Source organism: Streptomyces sp. NPDC033178 (assembly GCF_055577685.1).
In genome coordinates this window covers 72,482-88,081 of sequence record NZ_JBVIPT010000017.1, presented here as the reverse complement: position 1 = coordinate 88,081, position 15,600 = coordinate 72,482, and the positions used below count along the sequence as shown (strand labels likewise).

Below are 15,600 nucleotides of genomic sequence, written 5' to 3'. Positions count from 1 at the left end.
GGCGCGACCAGCCACAACGGACCCGCACCTCAGAACCCACGGGTCCTCTTCGCCGCCCTCCGCGCCCCGGCGGAAGCCCCGGGTAGACGCAGGAACAGCCGAGAGATCTCGGACCCCAGATTCACCCCGATGGCGATGGCCATCGCAAGGGCAGCCGCCTTCGTCAGCGACACCAGCCCCTCGTCGACATCGTTCTGAGCAATCGCCAGCAGCCCGAAATACGTGGCCGACCCCGGCAACAGGGGCCCGATCGCCGCGGTGGTGTAGGGCAACGCCGAAGCGAACCGATACCGCGACAGCAACTGCCCGAACAGCCCCACGAGCCCGGCCGCCGCGGCCGTGGAGGCGACGGGAGAGATCTCACCCACGTAGTGCATGGCCCCGTACACGCTCCATGCCACGCCCCCGTTGAGCGTCACGATCAGCACGGTGGAACGTTCCTGCTGGAGCAGCACCGCGAAGCAGAGCGTCAGGAGCATCGACGCGGCGATCTGCCACCCCGGCCGGTTGGAGGACTGCAGGGCCGCGTCCGGATTGAGCTCGGCGCCCAGCTTCACGCCGAAGTACAGGATCACGAGGACGCCGATGACGATGCCGACGTAGAAGTACATGACTTCCAGCAGCCGGGCCGCCGCCGTGATGTAGTAGCCGGTCAGCCCGTCCTGCACGCCCGCCACCAGCGCCCGCCCGGGCAGCAGCGCGAACAGCCCACCGGTGATGACCGCGGAAGCACGCACGTCGACGTGCGCGATCGTGAGCGCTGCCCCCATCGCGGCGGCCGGCATCGCGGCCACCGTGAACTGGTAGAACTCCGGCAACCCGCGCCCCGCACACAGCCACGCCAGCCGGTCGCCGAGCATCGCGCCGATGGCGGCCGCGACGAACACGATCGCGTCACCGCCGACGAGTACGGAGGCCGCGCCCGCGAGGCCCCCGGTGGCCATGGTCAGCAGCCAGCCGCTGTACGGGTGCCGGTTGCGGCGGATCTCCGCGAGCCGCCGGTAGGACTCCTCCAGGGAGACCTCGGTCTGGTCGTCGCTGATGTCGTCGACGAGCTGGTAGACGGCCGCCAGACGCGTGTAGTCGGTGCCCCGGCGCCGCACGGTCCGCGACGCGGTCACCGGATCCTCGACCAGCGACGGCTGGTACGAGATGGACAGCAGCGTGAAGGTGACGCCCGGCTCGCAGCGGTCGAGGCCGTACGAGCGGCAGACGGCGAACATCGCCGCCTCCACGTCCTCGGCGCCCTCGCCGCCCGCGAGCAGCAACTCGCCGATACGCAGGGTCAGGTCGAGGACGCGCGGGACGGCCGGGCCCTCGTCCTCCGCCTTCTGCACGGTCTCGGGGACGGGCCGCTCGGCGACGGGCATGCGCAGCATCGTGCGCATCCGGTCCTGCCAGGGGACGTCCTTGGTGAGGTCGACGCGCGGTATGCCGGCGGGCGGGGTGAAGGCGGGCGGCGCGTGCTTCGCGCTGTACGTCCTCGGCGTGCTGAACGCCGACCCCTCCGAGTCGGTGGCGGGCACCTGCGGGACGCCCATCCCCTTGGGAAGCGCGAACTCCGACGTCGTCGAGGACTCCTCCTCGACCGGCGCGGGCTGCGCCACCACACCGGCGGGCGGGACGAACGCGCTCCTCGCCTCGTCCGACTGCGGTTTACGGTCTTCCGCCTCCGGCTCGGTCACCCACGACTCCTGAATCGCACATCCAGTACGCCTCAGTATGCGCACTGACAGACAAAGGGGCCGCGCGACCCCGTGGGGGTCACGCGGCCCTCAGGCCACAGGGGTCAGTGACCGCCCGTCTCCTTGAACCGCTTGTAGGACCGCTCGATCTCGGCCTCGGCGTCCGTACGGCCCACCCAGTTGGCGCCCTCGACGGACTTGCCCGGCTCCAGGTCCTTGTAGACCTCGAAGAAGTGCTGGATCTCCAGACGGTCGAACTCCGACACGTGGTGGATGTCCCGCAGGTGCTCCACGCGAGGGTCGTGCGCGGGCACGCACAGCAGCTTGTCGTCGCCGCCGGCCTCGTCCGTCATACGGAACATGCCGATCGTGCGGCACTGGATGAGACAGCCGGGGAAGGTCGGCTCGTCCAGGATGACCAGCGCGTCCAGCGGGTCGCCGTCCTCGCCGAGGGTGTTCTCGACGAATCCGTAGTCGGCCGGGTAACTGGTCGAGGTGAAGAGGCGACGGTCCAGACGGATCCGACCGGTCTCGTGGTCCACCTCGTACTTGTTCCGTGAACCCTTCGGAATCTCGATCGTGACGTCGAACTCCACCGGTGGCTCCTCCATGATCAGCACATAGTTCTGGTGGTTAAGTGTCCCTCACGCAGGTGTGTGATCGCGAAAGGGGCTGGTGGTCGTGCCAGAGCTGAAGGCTTGGCGGGCCGCGAGACCGCATGTGGTGCGGGTCGCGCGGTCCGTGAGACCGCAACTCGTACGGGCCGTGGGAGCAGTGAAGCCACCGCTCGTCCGGGCCGCAGGAGCCGTGAAGCCGCTGGTCACGCAGCCGTCGACCGTGCAGTTCACGGCGGGCGCCGCCACCCTCGGACTCGTCGTGGCGGCCACCGTGGTCACTGCGGCCGGGCCCTGGGACTCCACCGGTCAGCGTACGGCGGAGCGCGACTGGGCCGCATCGCAGGGGCGCGCAGGTGGCGCAGATCACGGTCATGTGTCCGGTACGTCCGGAAAGGCGCCGGCGCCCGCCCCCAGCGCCGCGTCCGTGCTCACCGGACTCGGCGGCTCCGTCGGCGCCGGGCCGTCCCCCACGGAGAAGGCCCTGGCCGACGTCCTCGGCCCGCTCCTGGACAACGCCGCGCTGGGCTCCGAACGCGCGGCCGCCGTCGTCGACCTGGCCACCGGAAAGCGCCTGTACGGCAAGGGCGCGGACGACGCGCTGACCCCGGCGTCCACCACGAAGATCGCCACGGCCGTCGCGGCCCTCACCGCGGCGGGCGCCGACCACCGCATCGCGACCCGTACGGTCCTGGAACCGGACACCAAGGAGGTCGTCCTCGTCGGCGGCGGCGATCCCACGCTGACGGCCCGCAAGGACGCGGAGGGTAACGCGAGCCTGCGCACCCTCGCCGACGAAACCGCCCGCGCCCTCAAGGACCGCAAGACCGACGAGGTGACCCTCTCGTACGACACCTCGCTGTACGAGGGCCCCGACGTGCACCCCATCGGGCTGGACAACACCAACGTCGCCCGGGTCACCGCCCTGATGGCCGACGAGGGGCGGCTCGACGACACCTCCAGCGGCACCGCGAAGCGCAGCGAGGACCCGGCGGCCGACGCGGCGAAGAAGTTCGCGGACCTGCTGAAGGACCGAGGCATCAAGACCACGGTCCCCGGCCCCTCCAAGGCGACCGACCGAGCCAAGGCCCTCGCCACGGTGACGTCCCCGCCCCTGTCCGCCCTGGTCGAACGCATGCTGACCAACAGCGACAACGACATCGCCGAGGCACTGGCCCGCCAGACGGCCGTCGCCGCGGACGAACCGGCGAGCTTCAAGGGCGGCGGCACCGCCGTCCGCAAGCAGCTGAAGAAGCTCGGACTGCCTCTCAAGGGCGCGCAGTTCGCCGACGGCAGCGGCCTGGACCGTGCCGACAAGCTCACCGCGGACCTGCTCACCGCCCTGCTGGCCAAGGCCGCCGACCCCGCCCACCCGGAGCTGCGCGCCGCCCTCACGGGCCTCCCCGTGGCCGGTTTCACCGGCACCCTCAGCACGCGCTACGCCGGCCAGCCCGGCACCGGCCTCGTACGCGCCAAGACGGGCACCCTGACCGGCGTACACACCCTGGCGGGCACCGTCGTGGACACGGACGGCCACCTCCTGGCCTTCGCCTTCCTGACGGCCTCCGACCCGCCCACGGAGCCGACGGCCACCCAGAAGGGCCTGGACGCCCTGGCATCGACGCTGGCGACCTGCGGCTGCAACTGAGAGCGCCTCTGTCGGCGAGCCCCGCAGGGGCAGCCGACAGGGGCGCGGGGTGTGTCGATATGCGGCTCCGCCGCGTGGGCGCGCTCAGCCACAGCCGACCCGCAGCCGAGGTACTGCCTACAGCCCCACCGTCCCACTCCCTGCCCCAAGCGGCAGCGCTCACGTACGGTTGACTGCATGACGAGCATCGGTGGTGCGGAGATGGTCGACTGGAATCTCGCGGTGGCGACCGCGACCCGGCTCGTAAGGCCGGGCCCAGAAGTGAGCCGCGACGAGGCCCGGGCCGTCGTCGCGGAGCTGCGCCGGCACGCAAAGGCATCGGAGGAGCACGTCCGCGGCTTCACGCGGATGGGTGGCGACGACCTCCACGACACTCCCATCCTCGTCGTCGACCGCCCGGGCTGGGTCCGGGCGAACGTCGCCGGGTTCCGGGAACTGCTCAAACCGCTGCTCGACAAGATGCAGGAACGTCGCGGCAGCACCCCGGGCGGAGCCGTCCTGGGCGCCGTCGGCGGCAAGGTCACCGGTGTCGAGCTGGGCATGCTGCTGTCCTTCCTCTCCTCCCGGGTCCTCGGCCAGTACGAGACCTTCGCCCCGGCCACCCGCGAACTCCCGGCCGGCGAGAACGGAGGGGGCAGGCTCCTCCTGGTCGCGCCGAACATCGTGCACGTGGAGCGCGAACTCGACGTCCAGCCCCACGACTTCCGGCTCTGGGTCTGCCTGCACGAGGAGACGCACCGCACGCAGTTCACGGCCGTGCCCTGGCTGCGCGACCACCTCGAGGGCGAAATCCAGTCTTTCTTGGGGGAGACCGAGGTCGACCCCGTGACCGTCCTGGAGCGCATCCGCGAGGCCGCCCAGTCGCTCGCGGGCGGCCGCCCCGAGGGCGAGGAGGGCGACGACCAGCGCTCCATCGTCGAGATCGTGCAGACCCCTGCCCAGCGCGAGATCCTCGGTCGGCTGACCGCCGTGATGTCCCTCCTGGAGGGCCATGCCGACTTCGTGATGGACGGCGTCGGCCCCGCCGTCGTCCCGTCCGTCGCCGAGATCCGCGAGAAATTCCAGCAGCGACGCGCCCGCGGCGCCTCCCGCCTCGACCTGGCCCTGCGCAAGCTCCTCGGCCTCGACGCCAAACTGCGCCAGTACCGCGACGGGGAGCGATTCGTACGCGCGGTCGTGGACGAGGTCGGCATGGACGGCTTCAACCGGGTGTGGACCTCGCCGAACACGCTCCCGACCAAGTCGGAGATCGCCAAACCGGCGGACTGGGTCGCGCGGGTGCACCGTAAGGCAGAGTCGTGAATTGAATCCGGCCGACGGCAGGTGAACGCCCCTCCAATCACCCGTCCGAGGGACCGTGAGCGATGGGTAGGCGTGCAATGCTCGGGGAACGGCCCGGTTCTGTCACCATCTACACACTCTGAGTGACCGACCCCGGGCTCACCCCCCGACAATTTCATGAAGGGAACCGGACATGGGTCCCCATCCTGCGGTCGCGGCGATACGCCTGGCGGTCCGCCGCGTGCTCCATGACGTCCTCACCGACCACACGCCCTCCCCTGACGCCACCTCCGCCCCAGCCGCCTCCCCCGGCACTTCGCACGAGCAGCCGCCCCCGCCGCTCGTGCTCGTCGCGTGCTCCGGCGGCGCCGACTCCATGGCGCTCGCCTCCGCCCTCGCCTTCGAAGCCCCCAAACTCGGCATCCGCGCCGGCGGTGTCACCGTGGACCACGGTCTGCAGCCCGGCTCCGACCTGCGCGCCGCGGAGGTGGTGCTGCGCCTCAACGAACTCGGCCTGGACCCGGTCGAGTCCGTGGCCGTCAGCGTCGGCCGGGACGGCGGGCCCGAGGCCGCGGCCCGCGACGCCCGCTACGGCGCCCTGGACGCCGCCGCCGAGCGCCACGGCGCCGCCGCGGTCCTGCTCGGCCACACCCGTGACGACCAAGCCGAAACCGTCCTGCTCGGCCTGGCCCGCGGCTCCGGCATCCGTTCCCTGTCCGGAATGGCCGCCGTCTCCGGAGGGCCGGGAGCCGCCCGCCGCTACCGCCGCCCCTTCCTGCACCTCGACCGGCAGACCGCCCGCAAGGCCTGCATGGTCCAGTCCCTGCCCGTGTGGGACGACCCCCACAACGCGGATCCGGCGTACACCCGTTCCCGGCTGCGCCACGAGGGACTGCCCGCCCTGGAGAAGGCGCTCGGCAAGGGCGTCGTCGAGGCGCTCGCCCGTACGGCCCAGTTGTCCCGTGACGACGCCGACGCGCTCGACGCGTGGGCGGGCCAGGCCGAGGCCTCCGTGCGCGACGCCACGGGCCTCCTGGAGTGCGCCAAGCTGTACGCTCTGCCGCCCGCCGTGCGCCGCCGCATCCTGCGCCGCGCCGCCATCGAGGCCGGGGCGCCCGCCGGTTCGCTGTTCGCCCGGCACATCGAAGAGGTCGACCGGCTGATCACCGGCTGGCGCGGTCAGGGAGCCATCAACCTCCCGGGCAAAGTCGTCGCCCAGCGGCAGGGTGGCAGACTGGTGATTCGGCAAGGCTGAAAAAGGGTTCCCCTTCGGGGAGCGACCCGCCCCGGAGGGCAACCCCTTCGGGGAGCGGCTCCTCTTCGGGGAGGGCCGGGAAGCAGCCGGTGGGACGACCGAAAGTGATGCGGGTGGACGCGAAAGACCTGGGCACCGACCTCAAGTCGGTGCTCATCACCAAGGAAGAGATCGACGCGAAGCTGGGCGAGCTGGCCGCGAAGATCGACGCGGAGTACGCGGGCAAGGACCTGCTGATCGTCGGTGTCCTCAAGGGCGCCGTGATGGTCATGGCGGACCTGGCCCGGGCCCTGTCCACCCCCGTCACCATGGACTGGATGGCGGTGTCCTCGTACGGGGCGGGCACCCAGTCCTCCGGAGTGGTGCGGATCCTCAAGGACCTCGACACGGACATCAAGGGCAAGCACGTCCTGATCGTCGAGGACATCATCGACTCCGGGCTCACACTCTCCTGGCTGATCTCCAACCTCGGCTCCCGCGAGCCCGCGTCCCTCAAGGTGTGCACGCTGCTGCGCAAGCCGGAGGCCGCGAAGGTCGCGATCGACGTGGAGTGGGTCGGCTTCGACATTCCCAACGAGTTCGTCATCGGGTACGGCCTCGACTACGCGGAGAAGTACCGGAACCTGCCGTTCGTCGGTACGCTCGCGCCTCACGTCTACGGCGGTTGAGGCACCCTGGAGGGACGGCGTCCCACTGACGGGGGTCCAACCCCTGTAGGACGTCCGGGAACCCCAGCGGGTTTCGCGCCGTTGGAGCATGCGTAGACGGGTTTGTCAGCCGGACCGCGCAGCTTCGGGTGACAATGCTGAGGTACCGTCCGAAGAACAGTCTTATCAAACTCACTATGGCAGGAGGGACGGGGCGGCACCGCTCCGTATGGATGGACGTGAAGCGATACTTCCGTGGGCCGGTCATGTGGATCGTGCTGGCCGTCCTTGCCGTGGTCGTGTTGATGCAGGTCGTCGGCTCGTCCGGTGGCTACAAGACGGTGGACACAGGCCAGGTCGTCCAGGCGATCAATGACAACAAGGTCCAGCAGGCCAAGCTCACCACCGGCGACGAGCAGGTCATCAAGATCGAGCTCAAGGACGGTACAAAGGTCGAGGGCAGCTCGAAGATCCAGGCGAGCTACATCGGCGACCAGGGCGTGGCCCTGGCCACCACCCTCCAGGACAAGTACCAGAACAAGCAGATTCCGGACGGCTACACGGTCTCGCCGACCAAGCAGAACGCTTTCGTCGGCATCCTGCTGTCCCTGCTCCCCTTCGTCCTCATCGTCGTTGTCTTCCTGTTCCTGATGAATCAGATGCAGGGCGGCGGCTCCCGGGTCATGAACTTCGGGAAGTCCAAGGCGAAGCTCATCACCAAGGACACCCCGAAGACGACGTTCGCCGATGTGGCGGGCTCGGACGAGGCGGTCGAGGAGCTCCACGAGATCAAGGAGTTCCTCCAGGAGCCGGCGAAGTTCCAGGCCGTCGGGGCGAAGATCCCCAAGGGCGTGCTCCTCTACGGGCCTCCCGGTACGGGCAAGACGCTGCTCGCGCGTGCTGTCGCGGGTGAGGCGGGCGTTCCGTTCTACTCGATCTCCGGTTCCGACTTCGTCGAGATGTTCGTCGGTGTCGGTGCCTCCCGGGTCCGTGACCTGTTCGAGCAGGCCAAGGCGAACGCCCCGGCGATCGTCTTCGTCGACGAGATCGACGCGGTCGGCCGCCATCGCGGCGCCGGCCTCGGAGGCGGTCACGACGAGCGCGAGCAGACGCTGAACCAGCTGCTCGTCGAGATGGACGGCTTCGACGTCAAGGGCGGTGTGATTCTCATCGCCGCCACGAACCGTCCTGACATCCTCGACCCGGCCCTCCTGCGGCCCGGCCGGTTCGACCGCCAGATCGCGGTCGACCGCCCGGACATGCAGGGCCGTCTGGAGATCCTCAAGGTCCACCAGAAGGGCAAGCCGGTCGCTCCGGACGTCGACCTGGGCGCGGTTGCCCGGCGCACGCCCGGCTTCACGGGCGCGGACCTGTCGAACGTGCTGAACGAAGCCGCGCTGCTCACCGCACGCAGCAACCTGAAGCTCATCGACAACAACATGCTCGACGAGGCGATCGACCGTGTGGTCGCGGGCCCGCAGAAGCGGACCCGGATCATGTCGGACAAGGAGAAGAAGATCACCGCGTACCACGAGGGCGGACACGCCCTGGTCGCGGCGGCGTCTCCGAACTCCGACCCGGTCCACAAGATCACGATCCTCTCCAGAGGCCGTGCTCTCGGCTACACGATGGTTCTGCCGGACGAGGACAAGTACTCCACGACCCGCAACGAGATGCTCGACCAGCTGGCATACATGCTGGGCGGGCGCGCGGCCGAGGAGCTCGTCTTCCACGACCCGACCACGGGTGCCGCGAACGACATCGAGAAGGCCACCGCCACGGCCCGCGCGATGGTCACGCAGTACGGCATGACCGAGCGTCTCGGCGCGATCAAGTTCGGCGGCGACAACACCGAGCCCTTCCTGGGCCGGGAGATGTCGCACCCGCGCGACTACTCGGAAGAGGTCGCCGCGCTCGTCGACGAAGAGGTCAAGAAGCTCATCGAGAACGCGCACAACGAGGCCTGGGAGATCCTGGTCGAGAACCGCGACGTCCTCGATGCGCTGGTCCTCCAGCTGCTGGAGAAGGAGACGCTGAGCAAGGAGCAGATCGCCGAGGTCTTCGCTCCCCTCGTCAAGCGTCCGGCCCGCCCCGCGTGGACCGGTTCCTCCCGGCGCACGCCGTCCACCCGCCCGCCGGTGCTCTCCCCCAGGGAGCTGTCACTGACGAACGGGACGAACGGCGCCAGCCCCGCGATCACCGCGAGCACCAGTGCCTCCACCGAGGCGCTCCCGGTGACCGAGTCGGCGCCCGAGGACCGTTCCGAGAGCTGATCCAGACTCGGGTGCGATACACCTCACCAGGTCCGGAACGAATGCCGCGCCCCCCAGGTCTTAGCCTGGGGGGCGCGGCATCGTTGTATGCCCGAACATGAGACGCGAGATCCGTACGCGTCGCAGGCTCAGGAACGAGGCACGAGATGACCGATCCCGTGACGCTGGACGGCGAGGGCACGATCGGCGAATTCGACGAGAAGCGCGCCGAGAACGCCGTACGAGAGCTGCTGATCGCGGTCGGTGAGGACCCGGACCGCGAGGGGCTGCGGGAGACGCCGGGGCGGGTGGCCCGGGCGTACAGGGAGATCTTCGCGGGGTTGTGGCAGACGCCCGAGGACGTCCTGACGACGACGTTCGATCTCGGCCACGACGAGATGATCCTGGTGAAGGACATCGAGGTGTTCTCGACGTGTGAGCACCACCTGGTGCCGTTCAGGGGCGTCGCTCACGTCGGGTACATCCCGAGCACGAACGGCAAGATCACGGGGCTGTCCAAGCTGGCGCGGCTCGTGGACGTCTACGCCCGGCGGCCGCAGGTGCAGGAACGGCTCACCACGCAGATCGCCGAATCGCTGATGGAGATCCTGGAGCCGCGTGGCGTGATCGTGGTGGTCGAGTGCGAGCACATGTGCATGTCCATGCGCGGGATTCGCAAGCCGGGCGCCAAGACCATAACGTCGGCCGTTCGGGGGCAGCTGCGGGATGCCGCGACCCGTAACGAGGCCATGAGCCTGATCATGGCTCGCTGAGCGCGGCGGGTTGCCTCGCGGGAGGCGTTCTCCCTCGCGGGAGTGCTTCGCGGTACGTGCGGGTTCGCTGCGGCTGGGCGCGCAGTTTCCCCGCGCCCCTTCTGGCGCGGGGCGGTGCTTACGTCGCGCGGGCCGTGCCGCCGTTCGTGTCGTCGTCCTCCGGGAGCTTGCAGACGCGCTCCAGGAAGAAGGCGGCCGCTATGACGGCGATGCCGGCGAGGACGGAGAAGCCGGCGTAGATGGCCTGGTCCCGGCGGGCGGGGATGTCGAGGGACTCCAGGAGGAAGACGCCCGTGCCGCCGTACATACCGGCGACGAGGGCGGCCACGAGGGCGCTGGCCTGGCCGAAAACGACCGCTCGGGCCGCCATCATGGGGTCGACGCCCTTCGCGTCCGGGCGGCGCTCGCGCTGGGCCTTGAGACGGGCCCTCAGGGAGAGCGCCGTGGCCAGGAGCACGACGGCGATCAGAGCGAGGACGATGGGGGCGGCCAGCGGAACCCGGGGGAGTGTCCCGACCGAGTTCCACAGGCGGGCACCCGCCCAGGACAGCAACCCGGCGACGAAGAACACCGCGGCCAGCGTCCTGATGCGCAGCTCTTTCACATTGCCCCTTCGATCGACCCGCCGGTGTGCGTCTCGACCTTAACGACTACTCGGGCAGCTGGAGTTCCAGGTCGGCGCGGGGCGCGACACCTTCCCGGGGGACGTCGGCGAGGAGGTGCGCCACGGGGCCGCGGCCGGGGAGCTGGGCCTCGGGCTCCACGTCGTACCAGGGCGCGAGGACGAAGGCGCGCTCGTGGGCCCGGGGGTGGGGGAGGGTCAGGACCGGGTCGTCGGAGACCACGTCCGCGTACGCCACGATGTCCACGTCGATCGTGCGGGGGCCCCAGCGCTCGTCCCGGACGCGGTGGAAGGCCTCCTCGACCGCGTGGGCGCGCTCCAGGAGCGAGGAGGGCGGGAGGGTCGTCTTCAGCACGATCACCGCGTTGAAGTACGTCGGCTGGCTGCCCGGGGCCACGCCCCACGGCTCCGTCTCGTACACCGGAGAGACCGCTTTGATGCGGACGCCCGGGGTGTCCTCCAGGGCGTCGATGGCGCCCTGGAGGGTCTCCAGACGGTTGCCGAGGTTCGAGCCGAGGGAGAGCACGGCGCGCCTGGGGTTCTGCAGGGTCGTGTCGGCGGCGTCCACGCGCTCCACCACGGAGGCGGGCACCGGCTGGACGGTCGGGTCGCTCTGGCCCTCGGTGAACGCGGTCATGCTCGGCTCCGGGTGATGGTGACGGTCACGTCGTCGAAGGGGACCGTGATCGGGGCGTCCGGCTTGTGGACGCACACCTCGATCTCCTGGACCCCCTCGTGCTTGAGGCACGTCTGCGCGATGCGCTCGGCGAGCGTCTCGATGAGGTTCACCGGCTCGCCCTCGACGACGGCCACGACCTCCTCCGCCACGATGCCGTAGTGCACGGTCTTCGTGAGGTCGTCGTCGGCCGCGGCAGGCCGGGTGTCCAGGCCGATCGTGAGGTCCACGATGAAGGTCTGGCCCTCTTCGCGTTCCCTGGGAAAGACACCGTGGTGCCCACGGGCCCTGAGGCCGCGCAGCGCGACACGATCCACGCGAATCACTCCTGCAATCGTCGGTAACGGCGGGCTCTCCCGAGTGCGGTCGGCAACACCGGCCTCATCCGAATCTACCTGCGAGCACTGACAGCGCTCGCCCACAGGGGGCTCGCCCCGCCCGGGGGCAACAAGGGTTCATCGAGTGTTTTCTTTGGGGGCGTGCGGGCGGCTCACGGGCTGGTAGCCGCCCCTACCCCGGGGCCGGTGATCTCAATCTCTGCTTGGCCCCTACCCACTCAAGCGGGCGACTCGTCCTCTTCTTCCTCGCCGGATTCGGCCAGTACGGGAGAGGCGTGGTGCGACCAGAGTTTCCAGCCCTCGGGTGTGCGGCGGAACACATTCGTGGCGACGACGAGCTGGCCCACGAGGGGGCCGAGTTCGTCGCTGTCCTCGGGGGACGGGCCGCCGCTGAGGATGTTCTCCGTACAGGTCACCAGGGCGGTGTCGCCGGTGACCGAAACGTGCACATCGGTCAGGAAGAACTGGATGTACTCGGTGTTCGCCATGATCAGCGCGTACGACCTCAGGACCTCGCCGCGGCCGTTGAGCACCGGCCAGCCGGGGTGGACGCAGGAGACCTCACCCGCCTGTGCGGGGTCGTGGTACTCCTCGTCGTGGCCCAGGTCGGACGGGGTCAGCCAGATCGACGACAGCACCTCGAAGTCGCCCCGCTCCATCGCCTCGTAGAAGGCGGTGTTGGCGAGTTCGACCTGCTCGACGTCCGTGTGGGGGGCGCTCACCGGTCTCCCTCTGCCGTCCGGGCGCCCTCCACGGCCCGGGCGACCCGGACGGCGTCGGCGGTGGCCCGTACCTCGTGGACGCGGACGGCCCACGCGCCCTGGTGGGCTGCGAGCGCGGAGACGGCCGCGGTGGCGGCGTCCCGCTCCCGGGCGGGCGGCGGGGCGCCCTGGGGACCGGCCAGTACGCGGCCCAGGAACCGCTTGCGGGAGGCGGCCACCAGCACAGGGTGCCCGAGCTCCCGAAGGCGGTCGAGGTGGGCGAGGAGGATCAGGTCGTGCTCGGCCTCCTTGGAGAAACCGAGGCCCGGGTCGACGACTATGCGGTCCGCGGCGACACCGCCCGCCAGAACGGCCTCCACGCGCGCGTGGAGCTCGGCGACGACTTCGGAGACGACGTCCACGTACGACCCCCGTACGGTGCTGCCCTGGAGGAAGCCGCGCCAGTGCATGACCACGAAGGGGGCGCCCGCGGCGGCGACGGCCGGGATCATCGCCGGGTCGGCGAGGCCGCCGCTCACGTCGTTGACGAGGACCGCGCCCGCGGCGAGCGAGCGCTCGGCCACGGAGGCCCGCATCGTGTCGACCGAGACGGTGACGCCCTCCGAGGCGAGGCCGCGGACGACCGGGATGACGCGCTTGAGCTCCTCCGCCTCGTCGACGCGGGCGGCGCCGGGGCGGGTGGACTCGCCGCCCACGTCGACCAGGTCCGCGCCTTCCGCGACCAGGTCGAGGCCGTGCTTGACGGCGGCGGTCGTGTCGAACCAGTGGCCGCCGTCCGAGAAGGAATCGGGGGTCACGTTCACGACGCCCATGACCGCGCAGCGGTCCCATTCCGGGAGGCCCGCGACTTGGCTGCGCCCGCTCCTTTTGCTCATGTGCCCAGCCTAGGCCCCCGGCGGTGAGCGGTTGGTCGCCCTTGGTGGTGGGGGGTTCGTCTTGTTCGGCGGCTGGTCGTTGTCGGTGGCTGCGGCCTTTGCCGCTTCGCGGCTTGTTTCCCGCCCACCCACCGGTGAATCGGGCTTCAAGGTTCGGGTTCAACGCCTCCGCCCCCGACGAGCCCAGAAAGCAACCGACCGCCGCGCGGCGCGGGGGTGTGCGTCGCGTGGCGGTCGGGGTCCGAGGCGGGGACGGGACGGGAACGGGGGTGCGGAGGCGGTTACGCCGCTCGTACGTCTCGTTCCGTCACGGCGTGTGCGCAGGGGCGCGGGGCCGGGGCGCGGCGGCGCAGGAGGCGGGGGAGGGCGAGGTTCACGAAGCCCTCGGCCTGCATGGCGGCGAAGCCGATGCGGGGGAGGTCGCGGGAGGAGCGGTAGACGACGAAACGGGGCTCCCAGTAGGGGCGGAACTTCGCGTTGAACTTGTACAGCGACTCGATCTGGAACCAGCGGGAGAGGAACACCAGCAGCCCGCGCCAGGCCCGCAGGACGGGGCCGGCGCCGATCTTCTCGCCGCGGGCCAGGGCCGAACGGAACATCGCGAAGTTCAGGGAGACACGGGCGACGCCCAGGCGGGGGGCAGCCTGGAGGGCCGCCACGATGAGGAGTTCGTTCATGCCGGGGTCCGCCGAGCGGTCGCGGCGCATGAGGTCGAGGGAGACCCCGTCCGTGCCCCAGGGGACGAAGTGGAGCACGGCCTTCAGATCGCCGTACGGGCCCGGATCGGTGTCTTCCTTGTGGGCCGTCGCGATGAGACAGTCGCCGTCCTCCGGGTCGCCGATGCGGCCCAGCGCCATGGAGAAGCCGCGCTCGGTGTCGGTGCCACGCCAGGCCTCCGCGGCGCGCCGGATCCGGTCCAGCTCGCCCTCGCTCAGGTCACGGATGCGCCGTACGCGGGTCTCGTAACCGGCTCGCTCGATGCGCTTCACCATCTGGCGTACGTTCCGCATCGCGCGTCCGGCCAGGGAGAAATCCGCGACCTTCACCACCGCCTCGTCGCCCAGTTCGAGGGCGTCGAGGCCAGTCTCGCGGGTCCAGACCTCGCCGCCCGTCTCGGAGCAGCCCATGACGGCGGGCGTCCAGGAGTGGGCCTTCGCCTCGTCCATGAAGCGTTCGATCGCGCCGGGCCAGGCCTCGACGTCGCCGATCGGGTCGCCGCTGGCGAGCATCACCCCGGAGACGACGCGGTACGTCACCGCCGCCTTGCCGCTCGGCGAGAAGACGACCGCCTTGTCGCGGCGGAGCGCGAAGTGGCCGAGCGAGTCGCGGCCGCCGTGCTTCTCCAGGAGTGCGCGCAGCCGTGTCTCGTCGTCCTCCGTCAGGCGTGCGGCCGGGTGTTCGGGGCGGAAGGCCAGGTAGATGGTGGTCACGGCGGTCAGCAGGCCGAGCGCGCCGAGGGAGAAGGCCACCGTCCAGGACGTGTTGCCCTGGTAGTCGACCGGCCCCTCGAAGCCGAACAGGCCGTACAGCACATGGCTGATGCGGTCCGCGAGGCTCGGGTTTCCGACCATCCGGTTGGGGTGGACGCTGACGATGACCAGGCCGAGCAGGAGTGAACCCGCGCCCATGAGGACGAAGTTGGCGAGGGCCCGCCAGCGGCTGCGCGGGTCGGGCAGCGCCTCGAACTCACTCCGGTGGCGCAGCAGCGGGGCGAGCAGCGCCAGCGAGATGAGGACCCCGATGAGCGAGTGCCGGTAGGTGAACTGGGCGAGGGCGCCCAGCGGGAGCAGTACAACGGCCGCCCGCCACGCTCGCCGCTTGCGCCGGCGCAGACCGTGGGCGAGGAGCAGCAGCAGGACGCCCGCGCTGAGGGACAGGGCGGCCGCGAACGGACCGAACGCACCCGGCAGCACCTCGGCGAGCGTGTGCATACGGCTGTTGCGGAAGCGCGGGAAGACACCCGCCGCGATGTCCAGAAGCCCAACGAGCGTGCAGGCCCTGGCGACCAGGGCGGGAACGGCCTCGGGGCGCGGACCGCGGAGTACGCCCCGCAGTCGGCCCGTTCGAGCCGGAACCTCACCCGACATTTCCCCATCTATCCTGACAGACATCGCATCCCGTGGTTCTGCGAGAGACCTTGAATCCGGTGCCAATCCGGCATCCGGCGACATTGCGCCCTCTAGGACGGTGTCTTGGGGGGACAGGTTCACTC

The 15,600-nt window shown here is 70.3% G+C and carries 14 protein-coding genes; 6 read left to right on the top strand and 8 right to left on the bottom strand.

Annotated features, from left to right (window positions below; translation table 11 throughout):
• Positions 1-29: 29 nt before the first annotated feature.
• Positions 30-1,685, bottom strand: coding sequence for a threonine/serine exporter family protein (locus tag ACZ5VQ_RS35310; protein ID WP_469108500.1), 1,656 nt, complete (start codon positions 1,683-1,685; stop codon positions 30-32).
• Positions 1,686-1,789: 104 nt separating this feature from the next.
• Positions 1,790-2,281 (bottom strand): inorganic diphosphatase, encoded by a 492-nt coding sequence (locus tag ACZ5VQ_RS35305; protein WP_033321679.1) that lies wholly within the window; start codon positions 2,279-2,281, stop codon positions 1,790-1,792.
• Positions 2,282-2,360: 79 nt separating this feature from the next.
• Here ACZ5VQ_RS35305 and dacB point away from each other — a divergent pair, with 79 nt between their 5' ends.
• The 6 genes from dacB to folE all read left to right on the top strand — a co-directional run bounded on the left by dacB (position 2,361) and on the right by folE (position 10,155).
• Positions 2,361-3,947: a D-alanyl-D-alanine carboxypeptidase/D-alanyl-D-alanine endopeptidase gene (gene dacB / locus ACZ5VQ_RS35300; protein ID WP_469108499.1), complete on the top strand. Its 1,587-nt coding sequence runs from the start codon at positions 2,361-2,363 to the stop codon at positions 3,945-3,947.
• A 177-nt stretch (positions 3,948-4,124) separates the two neighbouring features.
• On the top strand, positions 4,125-5,249 hold the full coding sequence (locus ACZ5VQ_RS35295; protein WP_362079913.1) for a zinc-dependent metalloprotease: 1,125 nt from the start codon (positions 4,125-4,127) through the stop codon (positions 5,247-5,249).
• Between the two features lie 172 nt (positions 5,250-5,421).
• On the top strand, positions 5,422-6,483 hold the full coding sequence (tilS, locus tag ACZ5VQ_RS35290) for a tRNA lysidine(34) synthetase TilS (protein WP_362079916.1): 1,062 nt from the start codon (positions 5,422-5,424) through the stop codon (positions 6,481-6,483).
• Between the two features lie 107 nt (positions 6,484-6,590).
• A complete protein-coding gene (hpt, locus tag ACZ5VQ_RS35285) occupies positions 6,591-7,151 on the top strand; it encodes a hypoxanthine phosphoribosyltransferase (RefSeq protein WP_143640508.1) in 561 nt (186 codons plus the stop codon).
• Between the two features lie 212 nt (positions 7,152-7,363).
• Positions 7,364-9,403, top strand: a complete 2,040-nt coding sequence (gene ftsH, locus ACZ5VQ_RS35280) for an ATP-dependent zinc metalloprotease FtsH (protein ID WP_383935797.1) — start codon at positions 7,364-7,366, stop codon at positions 9,401-9,403.
• A gap of 146 nt (positions 9,404-9,549) precedes the next feature.
• Positions 9,550-10,155 (top strand): GTP cyclohydrolase I FolE, encoded by a 606-nt coding sequence (gene folE, locus ACZ5VQ_RS35275; protein ID WP_362079919.1) that lies wholly within the window; start codon positions 9,550-9,552, stop codon positions 10,153-10,155.
• A gap of 118 nt (positions 10,156-10,273) precedes the next feature.
• On the opposite strand, the gene ACZ5VQ_RS35270 is transcribed toward folE, so the two are convergent.
• The 6 genes from ACZ5VQ_RS35270 to ACZ5VQ_RS35245 all read right to left on the bottom strand — a co-directional run bounded on the left by ACZ5VQ_RS35270 (position 10,274) and on the right by ACZ5VQ_RS35245 (position 15,475).
• Positions 10,274-10,759 (bottom strand): DUF3180 domain-containing protein, encoded by a 486-nt coding sequence (locus ACZ5VQ_RS35270; protein ID WP_200397457.1) that lies wholly within the window; start codon positions 10,757-10,759, stop codon positions 10,274-10,276.
• 46 nt (positions 10,760-10,805) lie between these two features.
• Positions 10,806-11,414: a 2-amino-4-hydroxy-6-hydroxymethyldihydropteridine diphosphokinase gene (gene folK / locus ACZ5VQ_RS35265; RefSeq protein WP_200397458.1), complete on the bottom strand. Its 609-nt coding sequence runs from the start codon at positions 11,412-11,414 to the stop codon at positions 10,806-10,808.
• Positions 11,411-11,770: a dihydroneopterin aldolase gene (gene folB, locus ACZ5VQ_RS35260; RefSeq protein ID WP_362079922.1), complete on the bottom strand. Its 360-nt coding sequence runs from the start codon at positions 11,768-11,770 to the stop codon at positions 11,411-11,413. Before folB ends, folK begins: the two co-directional genes overlap by 4 nt.
• Before the next feature lie 239 nt (positions 11,771-12,009).
• Complete coding sequence (locus tag ACZ5VQ_RS35255; RefSeq protein ID WP_200397460.1) at positions 12,010-12,513, bottom strand: nuclear transport factor 2 family protein; 504 nt, start codon at positions 12,511-12,513, stop codon at positions 12,010-12,012.
• Positions 12,510-13,388, bottom strand: a complete 879-nt coding sequence (gene folP, locus ACZ5VQ_RS35250; RefSeq protein WP_469108498.1) for a dihydropteroate synthase — start codon at positions 13,386-13,388, stop codon at positions 12,510-12,512. The genes ACZ5VQ_RS35255 and folP overlap by 4 nt, the downstream gene beginning before the upstream one ends.
• Before the next feature lie 281 nt (positions 13,389-13,669).
• Positions 13,670-15,475, bottom strand: a complete 1,806-nt coding sequence (locus ACZ5VQ_RS35245; RefSeq protein WP_469108497.1) for a phosphatidylglycerol lysyltransferase domain-containing protein — start codon at positions 15,473-15,475, stop codon at positions 13,670-13,672.
• Positions 15,476-15,600 lie beyond the last annotated feature (125 nt).

Coding starts and splice junctions, on each gene's coding strand:
- folK (WP_200397458.1), bottom strand. CDS start 11,414: ATGACCGCGTTCACCGAGGGCCAGAGCGACCCGACCGTCCAGCCGGTG.
- folE (WP_362079919.1), top strand. CDS start 9,550: ATGACCGATCCCGTGACGCTGGACGGCGAGGGCACGATCGGCGAATTC.
- hpt (WP_143640508.1), top strand. CDS start 6,591: ATGCGGGTGGACGCGAAAGACCTGGGCACCGACCTCAAGTCGGTGCTC.
- ftsH (WP_383935797.1), top strand. CDS start 7,364: ATGGACGTGAAGCGATACTTCCGTGGGCCGGTCATGTGGATCGTGCTG.
- ACZ5VQ_RS35295 (WP_362079913.1), top strand. CDS start 4,125: ATGACGAGCATCGGTGGTGCGGAGATGGTCGACTGGAATCTCGCGGTG.
- tilS (WP_362079916.1), top strand. CDS start 5,422: ATGGGTCCCCATCCTGCGGTCGCGGCGATACGCCTGGCGGTCCGCCGC.
- folP (WP_469108498.1), bottom strand. CDS start 13,388: ATGAGCAAAAGGAGCGGGCGCAGCCAAGTCGCGGGCCTCCCGGAATGG.
- ACZ5VQ_RS35245 (WP_469108497.1), bottom strand. CDS start 15,475: ATGTCGGGTGAGGTTCCGGCTCGAACGGGCCGACTGCGGGGCGTACTC.